Genomic DNA, 21,395 nt, shown 5'->3' on the forward strand with positions numbered 1-21,395 from the left:
TTGGTGATCGAAGCCCAGCCCCTCAAAGATTCTCTATTCCGCTTCCGTATAAAACAACTTAAGCAGAATATTCTGCGGATAATTTCCAAAGTGCTCCCCGAAGATGGTAAGGCCGCCTTTGTTAGTAGAATTCCCATCAATCCCAATCCTCAGCTTGATGAAGGGGGGCTCTTCGATCTTTAGCTCAGCGAGGGAGACCGATGATATTTTTTGACCGTCTATTCCAGTATCCTTTTTGGTGACTCTTAAATGCTTCAACAGGCCGTACTGGCTGAGCTCGTTATTCCACCAGGCCGGTGTTATTTTCCCGCGCACATCTGAGAAGTTCCCCGGTGCCGTCCAGGTGCCTAAGAATACATCGTTGATATAAAAAGCGATATCGCTCGGCCAATTATTGTTGGATTCAGGAAACTCTGAAGACAGTTCTAAGGATAACTCTAATAATTCTGCAGTGAAATTGTGGTTGAATTCATTCGGAATGATATATTCGACGAATCCCTCCGCGAACCAAAGTAAGGAAGCCTCGATCCGGTCATTGGAGACGAAGGTCCGTTGATCGTCTAACTTTCCGATAATTTTTGCCTGGCTGGCCAATCCGCAGGTGGGGGTGACTGAGAAATTAGAATAGTATCCCAGCTTGATTTCATTCGTAATGACTTTAAAAGGAAGATGGAGCTTTTGCGGGAAGTTGAGGGCAATATGATCAACCGCAACAATGAAATTCTTCTTTCGGCTGTCGGTAGCCTCCAGATTGTCCTGGAGCTTGATGATCTTGGCGTCCTCCAGTAACCGGATATGGCGTGAGACGATCGCTTTGCTTAAGTTAAGTTTTACAGCCAGTTCACTGACAGTAAGCGGTGTATGTAACAATAGTCTGAGAATCGAAGCTCTTGTGTCCGATGCCAATGCTTTCAAAACAGAAATACCATGATCGTCGAGTTCTAAGAACATATGAACCTCCGGTTGTTAACTTTTTAGTTTACAATAAACAGTCTGGTTAAGCGCTAATTTTATTTAGTATACCACAAAGTTGAAAATCAAGAATAACGTTGATATAACCTTGAAAGAACGCTTTCATCATGATAGTATTTGCTTGCCCGCGAGGAAGATTTACTATCTAAACCACAAAAAGTTAACTTTTATTGTGTGGACTACTAAGATGGGAGCTGAAGCTAAATGACACATAGGATGGAATACCCGCGTCCGCAGTTCGTCAGAGACGCATGGCTTAATTTGAATGGAACCTGGCAATTTGAATTTGATGACAGCAATGAGGGAGCCGCGCAGCGATGGTTTGATCCAAGTGAGAATTTCAGCCAGACCATTCAGGTTCCCTTTGCGTTTCAGACCCCTGCCAGCGGAATACACGATACGACGTTTCATGACTATGTCTGGTATAAGCGCAATTTCACACTTGATCCGGACTGGTATAAGAAGCGGGTGATATTACATTTTGGAGCGGTAGATTATAGAGCTTGGGTGTATGTGAATGGTCAATATATCGGGATGCATGAGGGCGGACACACTTCATTTTCTTTTGACATTACGCATGCCTTAACTGGACAGGAAGAACAGGTAACGGTTCATGTGGAGGACCCATCAACAGACGAGACTATACCACGGGGCAAACAGTTCTGGTTAGAGCAGCCCGAGAGCATCTGGTATACCCGCACGACAGGGATTTGGCAGACCGTGTGGCTGGAGGCAGTAAACCCTGTTCATATTCAGCAGGTGAAATTTACGCCAGATTTGGATCAAGGGAGTATTGGAATAGAAGTGAAGTCTGAGGGACATGGATCAGAAGAATTAGATTTGGAACTTCGTATTTCTTTTGGCGGAGAGCTTGTTATTCAGGACCGGGTACGATTATTACAGCCTATAACACGCAGAATGGTAGATCTGTTTGGTCTGAAAATATTCCGCACAAACTTTCATCGGGCCGGCTGGACATGGAGCCCGGAAGCTCCTAATTTGTTCGATGTGGAAATGAAGCTGTACGATCACGGGGTTGAGGTGGACTCTATAGAGTCGTATTTCGGCATGCGGAAGGTTCATACAGAGAATGGTATGGTCTATCTGAATAACAAACCTTATTACCAGAAGCTTGTACTGGATCAGGGGTATTGGCAGGAAGGATTGCTAACAGCGCCGACGGATGACCATCTGAAGAAGGATATCGAATTAGCCAAAGAACTAGGGTTCAACGGTTGCCGGAAGCATCAGAAGGTCGAGGACCCGCGGTTTTTATACTGGGCAGACCGGATAGGGTTCCTTGTATGGGGAGAATGTGCGGCAAACGCCTCTTACAATAATGATGCTGTAGCCCGCTTAACCAAAGAATGGATTGAGATTATTGACCGTGATTTCAATCATCCCTCGATTGTGGCCTGGGTTCCGCTTAACGAAAGCTGGGGGATTCCGATGGTGAAATCGGATAAGCAGCAGCAGTATCACAGCATAGCCATGTACAGTCTGATTCATTCATTGGATCATACCCGGTTAGTCATATCGAATGACGGATGGGAAATGACGCTGACTGACATTTGTGCGGTACACAATTATCAGCACGGCAGAGCGGATGAGCCCGATAAATATGAAGAGTTCAAGCGGATTCTTTCTACAAAAGATACCATGCTTGCTTCCAAGCCATCGGCCCGGAGTGTATATGCAGACGGATATGAGCATCGGGGCGAGCCGATCTTGTTAACTGAATTCGGCGGGATAAGCTATAAGGCTGGCGCTGACGACGGCTGGGGATATACCAGTGCACAATCTGCAGACGATCTTGTTCTGGAATACGGAAGAATTATGAAAGCGGTATACGCTTCGAAGATTATTTATGGCTATTGTTATACGCAGTTAACGGATGTGGAGCAGGAGATTAACGGCCTGGTGGCCTATGACCGGACACCCAAATGCGATCTGTCATTAATTAAAGAAATTAACGATCAGTGGCATCTGCGGACCATTTAACCGGAACTTATGAAATGATAAGGAGCTGATGAATCGATGACAAATGAAAGTTTGCTTCAAAAAATCGGGCTGGTCGTAGACAGGCTTATGAACCTGGGCGGCAGCGATTATGAAAAGGATAAAACCGTGGTTCAGGCCGATACCAGAGTAGGAATTGTGCAGCGCGATTTCGGCATTGAAGAATGGGATTGGCCTCAGGGCGTAGGTCTTTATGGTCTTTACAAGCTGCAAAAGCATTATGGCGATACGCGCTATATGGAATTTTTCCGGAATTGGGTTTCCCGTAATCTGGAGGCGGGCCTGCCTTCCAAAAACATTAATACAACAGCTCCTTATCTGCCTCTGGTGCTGCTCCTGGATCAGCTTGAGCCTTCCAGCGAACTGGAAGAGCTATGCCGGGAGCATGCAGATTGGCTCATCCATGAGCTGCCCAAAACCAAAGAAGGCGGCTTTCAGCACACGGTCACTGCGATTGGCAACCGGGATGGAATTCACCTGCACAATGGACAGCTATGGATTGATACGCTCTTTATGGCGGTTCTGTTTCTGAACCAGGCGGGGCGCAAGTTCAACCGGCCGGACTGGGGGCATGAGGCTGAACACCAGATTTTGCTGCATATCAAGTATTTGTTCGACAAACATACCGGCCTGTTCTTCCACGGCTGGAGCTTCGAACGCAATGATAATTTCGGCAGTATCTTCTGGTGCCGCGGCAATTCCTGGTTCACGTATGGGATCACCGATTACCTGGAAGCCTGCCAGGATTCAATTAGCCCGGGGTTCCGGCGGTTTTTGATTGATACGTATACCGCTCAGGTTAATGCCCTGGTCTCCCTCCAGGCAGCTTCCGGTCTCTGGCATACCGTCCTGCAGGACCCGTCCAGCTATGAAGAGGTATCCGGGTCAGCCGCAATTGCCGCAGGGATTATAAAAGGCATCAAAACCGGTATTCTCGATTCTTCCTATCAGGCTGCGGCAGACAAGGCCATTCAGGCGGTATGTCAAAATATTAGCGCAGATGGAACGGTGCTGAATGTGTCGGCCGGAACCGGAATGGGGATGGATAAGGAGCATTACAAGAACATTGCCCTTAGACCTATGGCGTACGGACAGTCTTTGGCTCTTATTGCATTGTATGAAGCTTTAAAATAAACGGCAAAAAGCCTAATCCCTGAGCGTTTACGCCAGAGGATCAGGCTTTTTTTCACAATAAATTATGTTAAAATTACATTAATTAATACTTGGATATCGACGAACGGGAGGGATAAGTAATGACCGATTTTACAGCGATTCGGGACCTGTTCCATATTACAGAACCGTGTGGATTTGATAAGGAATCATTAACACCATGGATGGAACGCTACGGGCATATTCCGCAGGTGTTGCGGGCGTATTATACGGAGCTTGGGGCCCACTTTGCATTGAACGCGACTCAGGATTTTCTGGTTCAGCCTCAGAATTTTCCGCGTTATATGGAAGAAGACTACTGCATCTTTTATACCGAAAATCAAGAAGCCTGCGTCTGGGGAATCCGTGCAGCGGATATGAAGCTCGATAATCCTCCCGTCTATGTGCGCAGCGGAGAGGAATGGGAGCGCCTGCGTTCGTCTGTTAAGGAATTTTTGCTGGCTATGGCCCATTTGCAGGCAGTGCTGGCGATGGAGTATAGCAGCGAAGAATATTGGGACATCGATGAGGCTGCTGCGGAGCGAATTGAACAGAACTTTCCTTCCCGCCAAGCGGATTCGGATTTGTACACGGGCGTACGTTTTTTTGGCCAGCCGGGTGAATTGATTATGATTATGAACAACAACGGTGGCCATCTGTTAATGTTCGCGGCCGAAGACGAGGAACGCCTTGATGAATTGTACAACCTCTTTGAGCAGTGGACGGAGCAGTAATCCGCGCCTCCCGGCAAAAGTACCGTATACGTGCCAAACAAGGGCCTGACCGCAGTCAGGCCCCGCTCAACACTCCTTCTAACTAAGCCAGACTAATAGCCCAGTCCCTTAACCATACACCCGCACCTCAATAATCTCCGCATACTCGCTGCCGTTGGTCTCCAGGACCATGACCCGCAGGCGGTCGGCTGTTACAGCTTCGTTCAGCGTGTGTACCCGCTTGCGCTTGTGGTTGTCATGTTCCCCGGCAACTGCGGTCCATTTGCCGTCCAGGTAAGCTTCAATACGGTAATCCTTAACGAGCGTCGGCAGGATTTCATATGGCGTAATATGGTGATGCAGGTTGATCAGGTCCTCGTTCACATCGTCATTGAAGGTAATGTGAATCTCGCGCAAGGTTACCGGCTCGTTCCAAGCCAGCTCCAGCCACTCCGGCTGGCCGGAGGCCATCCGGTCGGAGGACCACAGATGTGGCCCGCCGTACGGACGGAGGTAGCCGTCGGTGGCTTTGTCTGCGGCGAAGGCGCTTGTTGGAGCAGACAGGCGAAGGCAGGGAGCCTTGTGGTCATATTTCTTTTTGTCCCATTGCACTACCGGCTGTGCGGGCGGATTCTCGCCGAAGTCCCTTGAGGCAGCGGGGGTCTCGCTATGCCCGTATACCAGCATTCCCGAAGCTGGCTCATCTGCCATATGCAAGGACAGCGCAGCATTGGCCTTGACGGCCAGGAACGCGTTGCGCGGGGACTCCGGCTGCCACTGAACCGGAAGCTTCACCCACTGGACGTCTCCGGCCTGAACGGGAACGGATACAGACTCGACAAACATATGGGGAACATAATTCTCGGACCTTCCGGTCTCCCATAGCTCGACCGTCAGCTCTGCGGCTTCGGCCGCATCGATCAGCAGCTCAATCCCGTCCAGCTCAGGATCAACCGGAACAGTGATGCCGATGTTATCGGTAAGCGTTACGCTGAATGCAGAATCCTCTACAGCGAGCCGGCTCCGCTCGCTGGAGGCGCTGAGCGCAGCCTTCAGCGCCAGATCTGCTTCATCCTCGTTGCGCAGTCCGAGGACGGAAGCGTCCTGGCGCAGCATGGTCTGCAGCAGCTCGTTCAGGTGGGCCGCATGCAGTTCGCGCGGCGATATTCCCTTGGCGGCGCAGAGTGCCGCGCCGATACCGGCGGCTTCGCCGATGACCGCGCAGGTAGCCATGACGCGGGTTGTGCCGAACGCGACATGCGAGGCGCTGATGTCGCGGCCGGCCATGAGCATATTGCTGACGTTCACCGAATACAGCGAACGGAACGGAATGTGATAGCTGCCGTCCGAATACATATGCTTCGAGCCTGACTCTGTAGCGTACACTCCCTGCGGCGGATGCAGGTCAATGGACCAGCCGCCGAACGCCACGCGGTCCGGGAATTCATGCTGAGTCAGGATATCATTCTGATTCAGGACATAATCGCCAATGAACCGGCGGTACTCCCGCTTGCCCGGAGTCGAACCGACCCATTCCAGCGTCATGTTGTCAGCGTCGAATTTGCCGGAATTCTTAATATAGTCCCAGATCCCGTAGATCACAGACCACAGCTCGTCGCGGATGGCCTCATTGTCATGAACGGTGTCCTGCTCGCCGCCGAATTCGATCCACCAGTAGGCGCAGCCGTTGTCGCCGCTGCGGATGATACGGCGTTCGGCGATTGCGGTTTGTGTAATATCCTTTGCCATGGCCGGAGCGATATATTTGACCGGATGGCCTGCGTCCTTGGTATAGAAGAGCAATGTGCTGCCGAGCGTAATATCATCGGCAACCAGTGGTGCCCATTCCTCATTATATTCTTCGCGTGCTTCACGGCCCAGACGGTACTCTGCACCTGCCAGGAAGCCTACCAGGCCATCCCCCGTACAGTCCAGAAAGACCGCACTCTCAAAAGTAATTCTCCGCTCCGACCCCATCATCCAACCCGTCACGGATCGGATGCTCTGCTGGCCGCTGCCATCCTCGGAAGCATCGACCTCATGTACATCCGTGTTCAGAAACAGCTGAATGTTCGGTTCGGCCTTAACTGCTTCAAGCACAACCATATCCCAGAGATACGGATTGCCGTCTTTGTTGCGGTACTGGTTCTCCACAAACAGCTCGCCCATGATCCCCGTTTCACGGGCATACCGGTGGATACCGTGTGAGGTTGCGCCGCAGACCCATACCCGCACCTCGCTGCTGGAGTTGCCGCCGAGTACCGGACGGTTATTAATCAGCGCCACACGCTGGCCCAGCCGGGCTGCCGCAATCGCCGCGCATACCCCTGCCAGTCCTCCGCCTACCACCGTTACATCCGTGTTGACCGTTTCACTACGCATTGTTGAACCTCTCCTTTGGTGTATGTTAATATATCCGTAGTTTCATGATAGGATAATCATTAATCAAATGACATGCATATAATTTCTTGATCTATATACTTTATTTCGCTGAATAATGCAATTGGAGGGGAGTCAGACATGCGTATGAATTGGTCGGTTCGTCCGGCAGCCTATATCTATTGGGAGCAGAAAAAACAGTTCCTGCTGGAGCACGACACCTATCCTGTGTGGACGTTATTTGCGGTTGAGCAGGGACAATTCGCTTACCGCTTCGGAGACCACGAAGGGGAGGGCGGATTCGGGGACATCATTGTATGTCCGCCGGGGACAACCTTTTACCGGAGAACGCTTAGTCCGTTGACCTTTCATTTCATACAATTCGAATGGGCGGAAGAGGGGGGGCCGGAGGACGCTGCAACGCTTGGAGGCAGTTGGACAGTCAGGGATGTGGAGCGCCTAAGATCTACATACCGCTATATGCGGAGTATCGGAAGAGGGATTCAGGAGGAGCCGGGGTATAGCCGGATGAAGCATATGCTGGAGGATCTCTGGAGGCTGCTTGAAATCGAGCGCAGCAGTGCATCCGAGGAGCTGCGCTCTGAAGAGACAAGTCCGGGCCCGCTGATGCAGCAGGCTAAGCAATGGCTGCTGGAGCACGCTTGTACACCTATGACCCTGCAGGAGCTGGCCGCTACCCTTGATATTACTCCAGTGCAATTAACGCGGCGTTTCCGTGCGGCCTATGGGACGGCCCCTTCAGACTTCGTAACCGGACTCCGGCTTAGACGGGCCTGCCAGCTTTTGGAGGATTCCAGACTGCCCATTGAAGGGATCGCCCAGCAGTGCGGCTACGAGAACGGCTTCTATCTGAGCCGGGTATTCTCAGCGAAGCTGGGATTAACTCCATCCCGGTACCGTAAGCTGCACCGCGTATAATTAATAACAATTGTATAATTCAGCACATTACATTAGTATGTAATTAGTTAATCATCTAATTTTATATGAACTAAATAGTTTTTCGCTGTAGAAAGGATTGAATTGTAATGAAAATAGATGCTTCTGTCATCGCCGCAAGAAATATTATGGATGAGAGCCAAGGTAAGAGTTATCCCACATTTGCGTATTCGGTATTAGATCGTTACATTGACGGGGACATCATCATCGATAAGTCTTCGGCACTGATCGGTACTTCTTCAGGCATTTATACAGTGGTGGGGGATGAGACGAATGACGATTTTGCATCCAGGCTGCTGCACGAATTCAAGCATAGAGAGAGACTAGATCAGAGATTTACGTTATTTTCATCCTCTGAGGGGTGGGATCGCAGAATCAATGAGCTTTTAGGGGCGAAGCTGCAGCGGCTGCAGAGGTATTCTTTTACATTCAATGAGCAGCGTTTCCTGCAATCGGGAAGAGCGGGTATGCAGGAGAGCTTCCGGCTGAACAGGATAAATGAGGAATCGCTTGAGGGGGATAGAGAGTTCGATGCGGTGTACATCCGGAAATATTGGGGATCATTAGAGCGTTTTGCGGACAAGGGCTTCGGTTTCTTTGTTACGGAACACGAAGTAATTGCAGGAGAATGTGTCTCTATATTCTCGTCCGAACAGTATGCGGAGATTGATATCTTGACAAATCCCTTGTACAGGGGAAGGGGCATGGCGGGGTGTGTTGCCAAAGCTTTTATCCTGGAGTGCTTAGAACGTCAGATCACACCAAGGTGGGACTGTGACCTTCACAATATTGCCTCCATCCGATTGGCGCAGAAATTAAATTTTACCGCTCCAGAGACCTATTCGCTCTATGCGAGGAAGTAAGTCTGAATCACACAAGTGATTCTGAACAGTTAAGAGAATATGCTAAGACATTTGATTAAAATAACGAGAGTGAATTCTACTCCATAGTGCAGCGACAGTAAGAGACGTTATCCGTCCCCTGCTGCCGCTGTTTCTGTTTCCAGGACAAGAAAGTATAAAAAACAGGAAAAAGAACATAGAAAGCGCAAGAAAATTAAACTTATACGAACTATAATTGGTTATGCTTACATATCGTTGATTAATTATTCGTACCTATCGCCCGCGTGAAGGAGGACTTCCGAATTTGAGAACATTCCGTAATCCGGTGCTGCCGGGCTTCTACCCTGATCCTTCGGCTATCCGTGTAGGTGAAGACTATTATCTGGTCACTTCAAGCTTTGAATTCTATCCCGGGGTTCCGGTCTTTCACAGCAGAGACCTTGTCCACTGGCGCCAGCTGGGCCATGTGCTGGACCGTCCGTCCCAGCTTAATCTGGACGGGATTCTTCCGTCGAGGGGGATTTGGGCGCCGACCCTCCGGTACCATCAGGGTCTCTTTTATATGATCACGACGTTTGTTGATAATCACAAGGAACCGCATAATTTCTACGTAACCTCCGCTGATCCGGCGGGAGACTGGTCCGACCCTGTCTGGCTGGAGGATGCGCCCGGCATTGATCCCTCCCTGTTCTTCGATGAGGACGGCAAGGTCTATTATACCGGTAACCGGGTGCCTCCCGGAGGCCAGGATTATCCGAAGCATATGGACATCTGGCTGCAGGAGATTGATCTGGTGCAGGGCGGGCTTACCGGCCCAAAGTACAGTCTCTGGCAAGGAGCGCTGAAGACTGCGCATGCCCAGGAAGGGCCGCATCTGTATTTCATCGGAGGCTGGTATTATCTGCTGATCGCTGAGGGCGGCACCGGCCATACCCATGCGGTGACGGTTGCCAGAAGCCGCAGCGTGACGGGGCCCTATGAGGGGCACCGGGCCAACCCGATCCTGACCCACCGCCATCTTGGCAGGGACTATCCCATCGTGAATACGGGCCATGGGGAGCTTGTGGAGACGCAGCACGGGGAGTGGTGGATGCTCTGTCTGGCCTCCCGGACCTGCGGGGGATATTACCGCAACCTGGGCCGGGAGACCTTCCTGACTCCGGTCAAGTGGGAGGACGAATGGCCGGTAGTGAATCCCGGCAAGGGCGTCCTTGAGCTGGAGGGGCCAGCGCCGGATCTGCCGGTGACGCAGTGGCCGCTGTTGCCGGTGCGGGATGATTTTGCTGCCGGGGAGCTTAGCCCGATCTGGAACTTCTTGCGCACGCCGCGCGGCGAATTCTGGAGCCTCAGCGAGCATCCGGGGCATCTGCGGCTGCGGCTGAAGCCGGAAATGCTGGCGGAGACCGGTAGTCCGGCTTACATCGGAAGACGGCAGCAGCATCTCAGCTTCAAAGCCGCAGCGGAGATGCGCTTCCGGCCGGAGGCCGCAGGCGAGAGCGCCGGACTGGCCCTGCTCCAGAATGCGGACAACCACTTCCGCTATGAACGGGTGGCAGAGGACGGAGGGCAGCTGCTGAAGCTGACCGTCCGCAGCAGAGGAGCTGAGCAATTGCTGGCCTCTGCGCCGTATGAACTGGATACAGTACAGCTTAAGGTAGAAGCCCGGGGGCAGGATTACAGCTTTTATTATAGAGCCGCAGATTCTGACACCTGGACCGCACTGCATGAACGGGCTGACGGCCGGGTGCTGAGTACGGATTGGGCTGGAGGTTTTACAGGGGCCTATATCGGAATGTACGCCAGTGCGGGTGGAGCGCAGAGCAGCAATGTTGCGGATTACGGCTGGTTCAGCTATGAAGAGCTTGAATAGATCTTGATCAGACAGAGATGGAGGAATACGATGAAAACAATACATGATTCCGCAGCTTATCCAATCCCGGAGCTGCCGCAGATTCCGCAGCGGACCTTCCGTATTACGGACTATGGGGCAGAAGCTGAAGGGCTGTTATGTACGTCTGCTATACAGGATACCCTGGATGCCTGCGCTGCTGCAGGAGGAGGAACGGTTATTATCCCGCCGGGAATCTGGCGCACCGGGCCGCTGACGCTGCATAGCCGGATCAATCTGTGTGCCGAGCGGGGGGCGCTGGTATGCTTTGAACCCGACTACACACGGTACCCGCTGCTGTTCTCCCATTACGAGGGGACTGCCGGCTGGCGCTGCCAGGCTCCGCTGGACGGGGAGGATCTGAGCGATGTAGCCATAACCGGTGAAGGTATCTTTGATGGCAGCGGCGAGGCCTGGCGTCCGGTGAAGCACTTCAAGCGGACGGAACTGGAGTGGAATAGCCTGCTTGCCTCCGGGGGGGCCCTGGATGAACAGGGTCAGATATGGTGGCCTTCCAAGGAAGCGCTTGCTGGAGAAGCTTATGTTCTGCAGCTGAAGGAAAACGGCGAGACAGCAATGGAGGCTTATCTCCCTGCCCGTGCGTATCTGCGTCCTGCGCTGCTGAGCCTGCGGAATTGCCGGAGAGTGCTGCTGGAGGGGCCGACCTTTCAGAACTCTCCTGCCTGGTGTCTGCATCCCATGGGCTGTGAGCAGGTTACGATCAGACATATTCAGGTCCGTAATCCGTGGTACTCCCAGAACGGGGACGGCCTGGATCTGGAGTCATGTACACATGCGCTGGTGGAACATTGCAGGTTCGATGTAGGCGATGATGCCATCTGCCTGAAATCTGGCAAGGATGAGGAAGGCCGCCGGGCAGGAAGAGCCTGCCGGTACATTACGATCCGCCATTGTACGGTCTATCACGGACATGGCGGGGTAGTGATCGGCAGTGAAATGTCGGGCGGTGTGCATGCGGTCCGGGTGAACGACTGCGTGTTCATGGGTACGGATATCGGGCTGCGCTTCAAGAGTACCCGGGGAAGAGGTGGCGTAGTAGAGGATATCCTGGTGGAAAATATTCAGATGTCAGGCATCGTCCATGAAGCGGTATCCTTCCACCTGTTCTATGCCGGGGTTGAAGGGTCTGAGGGCTATGACGAGCAGGAGGTTCCGGTCACGGAGGAGACTCCGCAGTTCCGTAACATCACGCTGCGGAATATGGCCTGCCACGGGGCGGCAACCGCGCTGCTGGTGAACGGGTTACCGGAAATGCCGCTTGCTGCGCTTACGGTGGAGAACTTCAGCGCCATAAGCAGGCGGGGCATCATCCTGCGCCATGCAGCAGGGCTGAAGCTGGACGGGATTAGGCTGCAGACGCAGGAGGAGCCGCAGGTACAGATGCATAAGTGCAGTGATGTGGAGCTTGTCCGTTCAGGAGACCTAGCTATCACCGAGCTTTAACCTTAGGACTCCGGTGCAGGCTGTGACCCCGCTTCCTTGCGGTACTGGAGCGGGGTCAGGCCGGTTGATTTTTTAAAAGTTTTATTGAAATGGGACAGATGCTCGAAGCCGACTGCTCCAGCGATCTCCTGAATTCTGTCGGGGGTACCGGCCAGCAGGCGCTGGGCCTCGCGGACCCTGATATGGACGATATATTCCCGGAAATGAAAGCCGGTCAGACGATGAAATACCCGGCTCAAATAAGAGGGACTGATGAAAAAGTCCTTGGCGGTCTCTTCCAGCGTAAGTGCTTCCCGGTAATGGGCGCGGATATAGGTGGCGACATCGGTTACCAGATGGTGCAGCGGATGGCGGGTGCCGCCAGCCTGGGCCGTACTCTCCGAACGCTGGAGCAGGATCATCAGCTCAGTCAATAGGGCAGTAACACAGGTTTCGTAGAAGGGCCGCCGGATGCGGGATTCCTCCAGCATGCGGTTCAGCAGGGACTCCGCTTCATTCTGCTCGCGCAGGGTCAGCCTGAACAAGCGGTAGCGGTGGCTCTGGAACCACTGCTGCTCGTCTCTCAGCACCGGGGGCAGCAGCAGCGGGTCATAATTGATCAGAATCCGCTCGAATTCGGCTTTCTCGGAGCTTGCCGTGGAATGGAGCTCGCGGCCGGGAATCAGTATCAGCTCGCCTTTGTGAACCGTAACCACCCGGTCGTCCACAAAGTATACCCGCTCCCCGTCCGTCAGGTAATACAGCTCAGTCCATTCATGGCTGTGGGGGCGCGGCATCGCAGTGATGCCTTTGCGCTTCATATGCTGGATGCTGAAGCGTCCGTCTTCAAGATGATATTTGGGATTAGGGCCAGATACGCTATTCATACATCTCCTCTTCTCCTGGAAGCTGTTAGAGTTATTATAGAATACATTCAGGTTGCTGTGAAAGGAGCCGTCCATGTTAATTATAGTCTCGAAGAATGCCGGAGAAGGATACAGCAGTCTGCAGGAGGCGCTGGATTCCATTCCTCAGGGGGATATACAAGCCGTAACCATACGAATTAAGCCCGGGATCTACGAGGAAAAGGTTACGATCGCCCGCGAAGCCCCGCCCATCCTGCTGCTGGGAGAGGACCAGCATTCCACCATTATCTCGTGGAATGATAATGCTCATACGCTTGGCGCGGACGGTGAGCCGCTGCGCACCTTCCGCACCGGGACACTGAACGTGTTCGCAGAAGGCTTTACTGCCGAGAATCTGACCATCCGCAACACTTCCGGGCCGGGAACAGGCCAGGCGGTCGCGGCGTTCGTCGATGCCGGGCAGGCTGTGTTCCGGCGTGTACGTCTGTTAGGTGACCAGGATACCCTGTATACCGGGCCGGGGCGGCAATATTATGATGATTGCTACATTGAAGGGGATGTGGATTATATTTTTGGTCCGGCGACCGCGTTGTTTGACCGCTGCCATCTCCATAACAAGCGTTCCAGAGGGTATATCACAGCGGCTTCAACGCCGGAGGGAGCCGCCTTCGGTTATGTGTTCCTGGACTGCCGGATCACCGGCGGCGAAGGGGTAAGTGAGTGCTATCTTGGACGCCCTTGGCGCCCTTACGCGCATGTCGCCTTCATCCGCACGGTGATGGACGGCTCGGTGACCGGGGAAGGCTGGCATAACTGGGGGCAGCCGGACCGGGAGCAGACCAGCCGCTATGAAGAGTATGGCAGCAGCGGCCCGGGCGCATGCCCCGAGGGCCGGGTAGCGTGGTCACGCCAGTTAACTGCGGAGGAAGCCGCACAGTACCGGATTCTGTCTGTGCTGGACGGCTGGCATCCCGAGGGCTATTAATCGCCTGGGCCAGGGTACATCCAGACCCAGGAACCCGGAATTGGAGGATTTTCCGATGGAATCACTGGAACAATATATCAATCAACTGACGGCTTCTGCACCGCGCAGCTCTGCCTTCCGCAAGGACATCTCCTTTGCGGAGTGGCGGGCATCCCTTACCGCCGGATTCATAGAGCGGCTGGGCGGATTTCCCGCTCAGAGGGAGGCGCTTGAACCGGTACAGCTGGAGCGGACGGTCTGCAGCGGATACATCCGCGAACGTATCGAGATCACCACCTACGAAGGACTTAGAATGGCCCTGTATCTCCTGATCCCGGAGCAGCCGGCAGGCTCTCCCTGCCCGGCTGTGCTGGCTATTCACGGGCATGGCTACGGCAGCCGCGAGATTACCGGCTTGAATGCGGACGGGTCGGAGCGGACGGGGGACCCGGGTCTGCATAAGGATTTTGCCGTCGCCCTGGTGAAGCAAGGCTTCGTCGTGGCCGCTCCTGAGGTGCTCGGATTCGGAGACAGACGTCTGGCTGAGGATCTCGCCAGCGGCGAGCCTGGACGTAATTCCTGTTACCGCCTGTCCTCGGCACTGCTGATGGCAGGGCAGACGATGGCAGGCTACCGCATCTATGAGACGATGCGGGCGCTGGATTATCTGCAGGAGCGGAAAGAGGTTGACGGGGAACGGATCGGCATTATGGGCATCTCCGGCGGCGGGCTGGTGGCGGGCTTCACGGCTGCACTGGATGAACGGATCAGCAGTGCGGTGGTTAGCGGCTATGCCAATACGTTCCAAGCCAGCATTCTCACCCGGCATCATTGTCTGGACAATTATATTCCGGGCATTCTGCTGGAAGCGGAGATGCCGGATCTGCTGGGCCTGATTGCCCCGCGCGGGCTGTTCCTGGAGGCGGGAGACGCAGATCATCTGTTTGGTCCCGCCGGCGTGAGGGAGGCTCTGGAGCGGCTGGAGCAAATCTATGCTGCAGAGGGCCATGGCGGGCAGCTTGCGGCGGATTTTTTCACAGGGGGCCATGAGATTCACGGGGAACCGGCGTATGCCTGGCTGCTTAAGCAGCTTGCCGGTCCGCAGGAGTAGGGTTACAGTAACGCAAATGACAGGAGGAATAGAGATGTCTATATCAGAAGCAGTAAGCACAGGCTTATCCCGCAGAATTGCGGATACATTCATCGGTCAATGCAATGAACAAGGGGAGCACGAGTATGTAATGGAGCGCTGGGCGTATGTCCCCGGCATGCTGCTGATGTCAGTGGCCCGGGCCGGGGTTCAGCATGGCGAGCCTGAGTACCTCTCCTTCATGCAGCGGCATATGGACAGCTTCATCGGGGAGGACGGAAGCATCCGCTCCTATTCGCTGGAGGAATATAACCTGGATCAGATCAATCAGGGCAAGAATCTGTTCTGGCTGTACGCTCAGACGGGTGAGCAGCGCTACGCGGAAGCCGCCCATCTGCTGGCAGCACAGCTCATCGGACAGCCCCGGACCTCCGAGGGCGGCTTCTGGCATAAGAAAATATATCCCTTCCAGATGTGGTTGGACGGATTATACATGGCTTCGCCGTTCCTGGCCGAATATGGGGCAGTCTTCGGGCGTCCGGAGCTGATCGATGAAGCCGCCCGTCAGCTGCTGCTGATTGAGCGCAGAACCCGTGATCCGCGTACCGGCCTGTTCTATCACGGCTGGGATGAATCCCGGGAGCAGGAGTGGGCGGATTCCTCCACCGGATTGTCGGCCCATTTCTGGAGCCGGGCGATGGGCTGGTACGCGATGGCCGCCGTGGACTGCCTGGAGCATTTCCCGCTGACCCATCCGCAGCGGGGAACGGTGATGGGGATTTTTCAGCGGATGTGCGGTGCGCTGGTTGAGGTGCAGGATCAGGAGAGCGGCCTCTGGTATCAGGTACTGGATCAGGCGGGACGCAAAGGCAACTATCTTGAAGCGACAGGCTCCTGCATGTTCGTCTATGCGATGGCCAAGGCTCTGCGGCTGCGGTATTTGGAGCCTTCCTTCAAGGCAGCGATGCTAAGCGGTTACGAGGGAATCCTTAAGCATCTGGTGACCGAAGACGAACAAGGCGTTCATCTGCACAAGATCTGCCACGGGGCCGGGCTCAGCAAAGACCGTAACGGCTCCTACGACTACTACATTTCCGAAGCAGTTGTATCAGATGTACCTATGGGTGTAGCGCCGCTGCTGCTGGCTTCTCTTGAAGTGGAGAGGTACCTTGCCGGGCAATAACAGTCAGCGGAATAAGCTTCACCGTTGCCGGGATTTTGCCGGAAGGACAGCCGGTTCCCGGCCGCATTTTATGATAGTATAAGATGTTATTACATCTATCAATGATATGCGGAGGACACAGGTCAATGGATCAGGAATTACAGAGAATTGTCAAGTGGATCAGCGGTCAGACTGCGAGGGTCATCATCGGGATTTCAGGTCATGGAGCATCGGGCAAAACTACATTTGCCGGTCATCTGATCAGCTTGCTCGGGCAGGATAACGTGAATCTATTGAATACGGACCCCTATATTATCAGTTCTAATCTCAGGAAGTTCGCGATGATTGACTATGAATATGACAATGAACAATACCGTGATAAAATGACGGCGTGCCACCCGCTTGCCCATAACGTTGCCTCACTGGAGCGGGACATCCGTATGCTGAGGGACGGCCTCGGCCTGTATACGATGGATACCCACTACACCAAGAGTACGCTGTTATCTTCACGCAACAAGATTAATATTGTGGAAGGCATGAGTGTTGCTTTTACCGACCCGGAATTGTATGACCTCAAAGTATACCTGCATACGGATGGAGAGACTGAGCTGAGACGCAGGGGAATCCGGGATGTGGCTGAGCGGGGTACGGATATCGGATACTTAATGAGATCCCATGAACAGCGCAGGATTCAGTATGAATTATTCATGCATCCGTATCACGAGAGGTTCGATATTGTGATCAGGAATCAGGATTAAGGGTAGTTTATATCTCCAAAAGAATGATAAAAAGCTGAGGCTCCATCTATCCAGATTTCAGTGGACAGACGGGGCCTCAGTTTATGTTTTTGTGACCGCAACTGATGCTGCATACTTGTCTATCTGCTTTTTGTGATGCTTATCGTGGGAGATGAAATCTCTCAGATACTTGCGGATACTGAATTTCTTCCCGTCACCATCGGGATGATTCTGTTCAAGAGCCGCATCGCTGAAGGAGGCTGCAAGCCCGGTAATCTTGGTCCGGTACAGAACGAATTGCCGGGCGGCTTCTTGACGGGTTACTGTTTTGGCGTATAGGACCGCATTGGCATTGAATGCATTGAAGTCCAGATGTGCGGCTGTCAGCGGCAGGCCTTCTTGAATTTTGACCAGGGCCTCCTCATAAAAGTATTTGTCCCACAGCATGATGTGGCAAAGGAGATCCTGCAGAGACCATTTTCCGGCCTCCAGCGGAGCCTCCCAGTCTGCATCTTCGATGCTGTCCAGCGATTGAATATATGGGATGAAGGACTCGAATTCAAGAATGAGCTGCTTGTTGGTTTTGGCTGCCATGATCATACCACCTTGTCTGTCAGATTGAATAAGAGTTTATATCATTCATTATAATATAAGGAACTGGACTACAGCCTGTCAGGTTCATAGAATTTATCTACTGGATGATATATCAGTCATTAGGCGGGGTTTTTCACTTTCCTGGTTAGAAAATAAAAACCGAAAATATACCAATCTTTTACCGGAATCATGCTATAATTTTAACGGATTAATAGGGCTTAAGTAATAGATTTTTATAACTACATAGTCGGGGGAATCGGTTTGTTTATCAAAAGAAGTGTAAGAAAAAAAGTTATCGCAGGGGCACTTGCTGTATGCCTTTCGATCCTGCCGGCTGTCTCAGCTTTTGCGGGCAATGCATCCGATCTTAGTGGAAACTGGGCCAAGAATCAAATCAGTAAATGGATGGATCAAGGACTGATCGCCGGCTACCCTGATGGTGAATTTAAGCCGAATAACCTGGTGACTCGGGCGGAATTAACGGTTTTGATAAATAGGGCTTTTGGATTCACTGAAACGAAAAAAGCTAATTTTAGCGATATCTCCAGCAGTAAATGGTATTATTCAAGTATTTTGCAGGCTAATGCAGCAGGTTACATTCAAGGCTACGAGGACGGGACCTTTAAGCCTGATCAGAAGATCAACCGTCAGGAACTGGCTGTTATCATCAGCAAGTTGCTCAAGCTGACAGCGTCGGCTGCGGCTCCTGAGTTCGGTGATATGGCTAAGAGTGCAGATTGGAGCAAAGGTGCTATCGGGGCTGTAAGCGAGCAAGGTATCATGACGGGTTCCGGTGATGGGAATTTTCGGCCCCTCGCTTATGCAACCCGGGCAGAGACAGTAGTCATTTTGGATAGGGCTTTATCCTTACTAAATGCATCCGGTGAGTATGTAATCATCTATGAAACGCCAGGTACCTATGGTCCGCTGTCAGGAATTTCAGAAGTTGACAGTGATGTAGTGATCAACGTGCCAGGTATCACACTCCGTAATATGAATATCACTGGAGATCTGCTGCTGGGTGAAGGCATAGCTGAAGGTGATGTGCGGCTCCAGAATGTAACAGTAAGGGGCAATACCGCAATTGAAGGCGGAGGGCCTAACAGTATTCATCTTGCGGATTCCACACTGGGTTCTGTACGTGTTGACAAGGAAGAGGGCAGTGTAAGAGTAGTTGCTGAAGGAAAGACCCAAATCCATAACCTTCAGATTCAGTCCGCTGCTGACGTTGAATCCCTCACTGGTGCTGAGATTAGTACACTTACGTTATCACCTGAAATACCAGCCGATGCCCGCATTCTGTTGACCGGCAGCTTCAAGGCTGTAAATATTCTTGCATCACGCCTTAACATTGAAATCAGCGGGGGCACTGTCGAGACAATTAATGTTGATAAAACAGCGGGCAGTAATAAATTGGCTAATAGCAGCAATATCAAATCCATGACAATGAACGCCGGTATACAAATATCAGGCAAAGGCAATATCGCTAATGCGGTAGTCAACGCTTCGGGCATTACAATAGAGAATGCTCCAGGTAAACTTACGATCGGCACTGATGTTCCGGCAGATGTGAAAGTGAATATAGCTGGTTCTGATAAAATGGTAGCTGCGTCTTCTGCAGTACCAACAGCGGCTGTGTTAGTTGGCGGCGGAGGGGGAGGAACTGGCGGAGGCGGCAGTACGGCTGAAACACCGGCGCCAACAGCAACACCAACGCCAGTACCAACGGAGGAACCGACACCAGTACCAACCCCAGTACCAACGGAGGAACCGACACCAGTACCAACCCCAGTACCAACGGAGGAACCGACACCAGTACCGACGGAGGAACCAACACCAGTACCAACGCCAGTACCGACGGAGGAACCAACAGCGGCACCAACGGCAACACCAACAGCGAAGCCAACGGCGGTAACTTCACCGTCACCATCGCCGTTAGCGACACCAACAGCGGTGACTTCACCGTCACCGTCGCCATCTTCATCATTCCCGGGGCCAATACCCACACCATGGTCAACGGTGGCCCCCACACCGCCCATTGTAAATCATGGTGTTGTAAAAGGTTTCATTGAGCGAGCAGACGGGAACGCTGCTGATACAGGCATCTTGTACTTAGTACGGGATAACGATCAAATGATTTACACCACTGCTTTAACAAAAGGGGAATTCTCTATAGATTTGCCGGATGGGACGTACAGAATTTACTCCATGCGTTCCACAACTACACAAGAGAATATTTCACTCTACTATATGTTTTACGTTATGAATGGCAAGGCAGACAGGGAAGTGCATATTCTCATTCTTGAGCAGCAGGCAGGTACGATTCAGTATTCGGACGGGACAGCATTTGAGAATGGAGAAATTTTTGTACAGCGCCTCGACAGCGGGCCGATTGGCTGGTATAGTGCCGAAATCCAAGCAGGCAGGTTCAACTTTAATTTGCCGGACGGTCATTATAACGTAGAAATGTTAATCTATGGCGAAACTAACAATCAATTAAGAATTAATTATTTATTTGAGGTCATTAACGGGAAGAGCAATCTGGATATAAAATTGCCTCCAAAAATTGAAGGAAACATTAGCTTCGTGGATGGCTCCCCGATTGGCGACGGATGGCTGGAAATTAGAGAAATGAATGCTCAGAATTTCGGGATTTATACGGTCCCTGTGGTTGCAGGTAAGTTTGATCTTTATTTACCGGATGGAGATTATAACATACTGATGTTTAACACTGAGAATTCAAACAGTATACCCTTGCGTACACAGATAAAGATTGTTAATGGTGAACCTGCCGCCGGACCCATTAATATCAAGGTACCTTTAGCAATATCAGGCAAGATATATAATGAGGACGGAACTCCATATGCTGAAGGAGTATTAATGATCCAAGAGGTTGGTACTGCTTCACCGCTTCTATATTCGGCCCCTATTAAGAAGGGTATGTTTGATTTCTATCTGCCGGACGGCTCATACCGGGTACATCTTTTAGCGGAAAAAACGTCCTCCAGCTACAATACTAAATTTCCGTATTACAGGTTCTCGGTGCTGGATGGACAATCTGATCCGCGTGAGCTTGTAATCCATTTGCCAGCGAATAATGTGACCGGTACTTTGAAATATGATGATGGGACCGCGCTGCCGGATGGTTATATAGAGCTTGGCAGTGGTCTTGGCGGTAAGGATTATGTCAAAACAGCTGAGCTGAAAAAAGGGGAGTTCGGTGCTGATTTTCCGGATGGGGAATACGATGTATTCATCTATTGGGATGCTGAGCATCAGAAGAGAATCGATATAAATCGTAAATTTAAAGTTAAAGAGGGCCTGCTTGTTGATTCCTTGGACATTATTTTGGCTATGGAGTAATAACCGAATATAGCAGATTTCAAAAAGGACAGAGCAGCGATTCTCCATTTACAGGAGATCCGCTGCTTTGTTGCATACTTATTGGCGTATCAGCGGGTAATATGCAATCAACCCAGAGTTAAGCTGCTGAGCAGTGATGCGTATTTAAATAATGTTGCAGATATTACAACTTGGTTCTGTAAATAGCTTTTGTTCGGAGGGGTTTGTTGCACGAAATGTAAGCGTGTTGATTTCCCATAAAAAGGGACAAAAAAGGC

16 protein-coding genes are annotated in these 21,395 nt (G+C 52.0%); 12 read left to right on the plus strand and 4 right to left on the minus strand.

Going from position 1 to position 21,395, the window contains the following annotated elements:
• Positions 1-33: 33 nt before the first annotated feature.
• Positions 34-951 (minus strand): helix-turn-helix domain-containing protein, encoded by a 918-nt coding sequence (locus NSS83_RS29185; RefSeq protein WP_341347013.1) that lies wholly within the window; start codon positions 949-951, stop codon positions 34-36.
• Between the two features lie 225 nt (positions 952-1,176).
• Between NSS83_RS29185 and NSS83_RS29190 the strand changes: the two genes are divergently transcribed.
• From NSS83_RS29190 to NSS83_RS29200, 3 genes are all read left to right on the plus strand, one after another.
• Positions 1,177-2,973, plus strand: coding sequence for a sugar-binding domain-containing protein (locus NSS83_RS29190; protein ID WP_341347014.1), 1,797 nt, complete (start codon positions 1,177-1,179; stop codon positions 2,971-2,973).
• Positions 2,974-3,009: 36 nt separating this feature from the next.
• Entirely contained in the window at positions 3,010-4,125 is a 1,116-nt protein-coding gene (locus tag NSS83_RS29195) for a glycoside hydrolase family 88 protein (RefSeq protein WP_341347015.1), read from the plus strand.
• Between the two features lie 119 nt (positions 4,126-4,244).
• Positions 4,245-4,874: a hypothetical protein gene (locus tag NSS83_RS29200; RefSeq protein WP_341347016.1), complete on the plus strand. Its 630-nt coding sequence runs from the start codon at positions 4,245-4,247 to the stop codon at positions 4,872-4,874.
• A 108-nt stretch (positions 4,875-4,982) separates the two neighbouring features.
• On the opposite strand, the gene NSS83_RS29205 is transcribed toward NSS83_RS29200, so the two are convergent.
• Positions 4,983-7,235 carry an FAD-dependent oxidoreductase gene (locus NSS83_RS29205; RefSeq protein ID WP_341347017.1) on the minus strand — a complete coding sequence of 751 codons (2,253 nt, stop codon included), beginning with the start codon at positions 7,233-7,235 and terminating at the stop codon, positions 4,983-4,985.
• A 138-nt stretch (positions 7,236-7,373) separates the two neighbouring features.
• Here NSS83_RS29205 and NSS83_RS29210 point away from each other — a divergent pair, with 138 nt between their 5' ends.
• The 4 genes from NSS83_RS29210 to NSS83_RS29225 all read left to right on the plus strand — a co-directional run bounded on the left by NSS83_RS29210 (position 7,374) and on the right by NSS83_RS29225 (position 12,383).
• Positions 7,374-8,171, plus strand: coding sequence for an AraC family transcriptional regulator (locus NSS83_RS29210; protein WP_341187830.1), 798 nt, complete (start codon positions 7,374-7,376; stop codon positions 8,169-8,171).
• Positions 8,172-8,278: 107 nt separating this feature from the next.
• Positions 8,279-9,052, plus strand: a complete 774-nt coding sequence (locus NSS83_RS29215; protein ID WP_341187831.1) for a GNAT family N-acetyltransferase — start codon at positions 8,279-8,281, stop codon at positions 9,050-9,052.
• A 283-nt stretch (positions 9,053-9,335) separates the two neighbouring features.
• Entirely contained in the window at positions 9,336-10,901 is a 1,566-nt protein-coding gene (locus NSS83_RS29220; RefSeq protein ID WP_341347018.1) for a glycoside hydrolase family 43 protein, read from the plus strand.
• Positions 10,902-10,931: 30 nt separating this feature from the next.
• On the plus strand, positions 10,932-12,383 hold the full coding sequence (locus NSS83_RS29225) for a glycoside hydrolase family 28 protein (protein WP_341347019.1): 1,452 nt from the start codon (positions 10,932-10,934) through the stop codon (positions 12,381-12,383).
• 2 nt (positions 12,384-12,385) lie between these two features.
• Here the strand turns inward: NSS83_RS29225 and NSS83_RS29230 are convergent, their stop codons facing one another.
• Positions 12,386-13,249 (minus strand): AraC family transcriptional regulator, encoded by an 864-nt coding sequence (locus tag NSS83_RS29230; RefSeq protein WP_341187834.1) that lies wholly within the window; start codon positions 13,247-13,249, stop codon positions 12,386-12,388.
• A 73-nt stretch (positions 13,250-13,322) separates the two neighbouring features.
• Here NSS83_RS29230 and NSS83_RS29235 point away from each other — a divergent pair, with 73 nt between their 5' ends.
• The 4 genes from NSS83_RS29235 to NSS83_RS29250 all read left to right on the plus strand — a co-directional run bounded on the left by NSS83_RS29235 (position 13,323) and on the right by NSS83_RS29250 (position 17,202).
• Complete coding sequence (locus tag NSS83_RS29235; RefSeq protein ID WP_341187835.1) at positions 13,323-14,213, plus strand: pectinesterase family protein; 891 nt, start codon at positions 13,323-13,325, stop codon at positions 14,211-14,213.
• 55 nt (positions 14,214-14,268) lie between these two features.
• Positions 14,269-15,303: an alpha/beta hydrolase family protein gene (locus NSS83_RS29240; RefSeq protein ID WP_341347020.1), complete on the plus strand. Its 1,035-nt coding sequence runs from the start codon at positions 14,269-14,271 to the stop codon at positions 15,301-15,303.
• 34 nt (positions 15,304-15,337) lie between these two features.
• Positions 15,338-16,465, plus strand: coding sequence for a glycoside hydrolase family 88 protein (locus NSS83_RS29245; RefSeq protein WP_341347021.1), 1,128 nt, complete (start codon positions 15,338-15,340; stop codon positions 16,463-16,465).
• Positions 16,466-16,590: 125 nt separating this feature from the next.
• The gene (locus NSS83_RS29250; RefSeq protein ID WP_341347022.1) at positions 16,591-17,202 is read left to right on the plus strand and encodes a phosphoribulokinase; all 612 of its coding nucleotides are present in this window, start codon (positions 16,591-16,593) and stop codon (positions 17,200-17,202) included.
• An 81-nt stretch (positions 17,203-17,283) separates the two neighbouring features.
• On the opposite strand, the gene NSS83_RS29255 is transcribed toward NSS83_RS29250, so the two are convergent.
• Positions 17,284-17,775 carry a DinB family protein gene (locus NSS83_RS29255; protein ID WP_341187839.1) on the minus strand — a complete coding sequence of 164 codons (492 nt, stop codon included), beginning with the start codon at positions 17,773-17,775 and terminating at the stop codon, positions 17,284-17,286.
• 261 nt (positions 17,776-18,036) lie between these two features.
• Between NSS83_RS29255 and NSS83_RS29260 the strand changes: the two genes are divergently transcribed.
• Complete coding sequence (locus NSS83_RS29260) at positions 18,037-21,138, plus strand: S-layer homology domain-containing protein (protein ID WP_341347023.1); 3,102 nt, start codon at positions 18,037-18,039, stop codon at positions 21,136-21,138.
• Positions 21,139-21,395 lie beyond the last annotated feature (257 nt).

This window comes from Paenibacillus sp. FSL H3-0469 (assembly GCF_038051945.1).
Taxonomy (GTDB): domain Bacteria; phylum Bacillota; class Bacilli; order Paenibacillales; family Paenibacillaceae; genus Paenibacillus_AQ.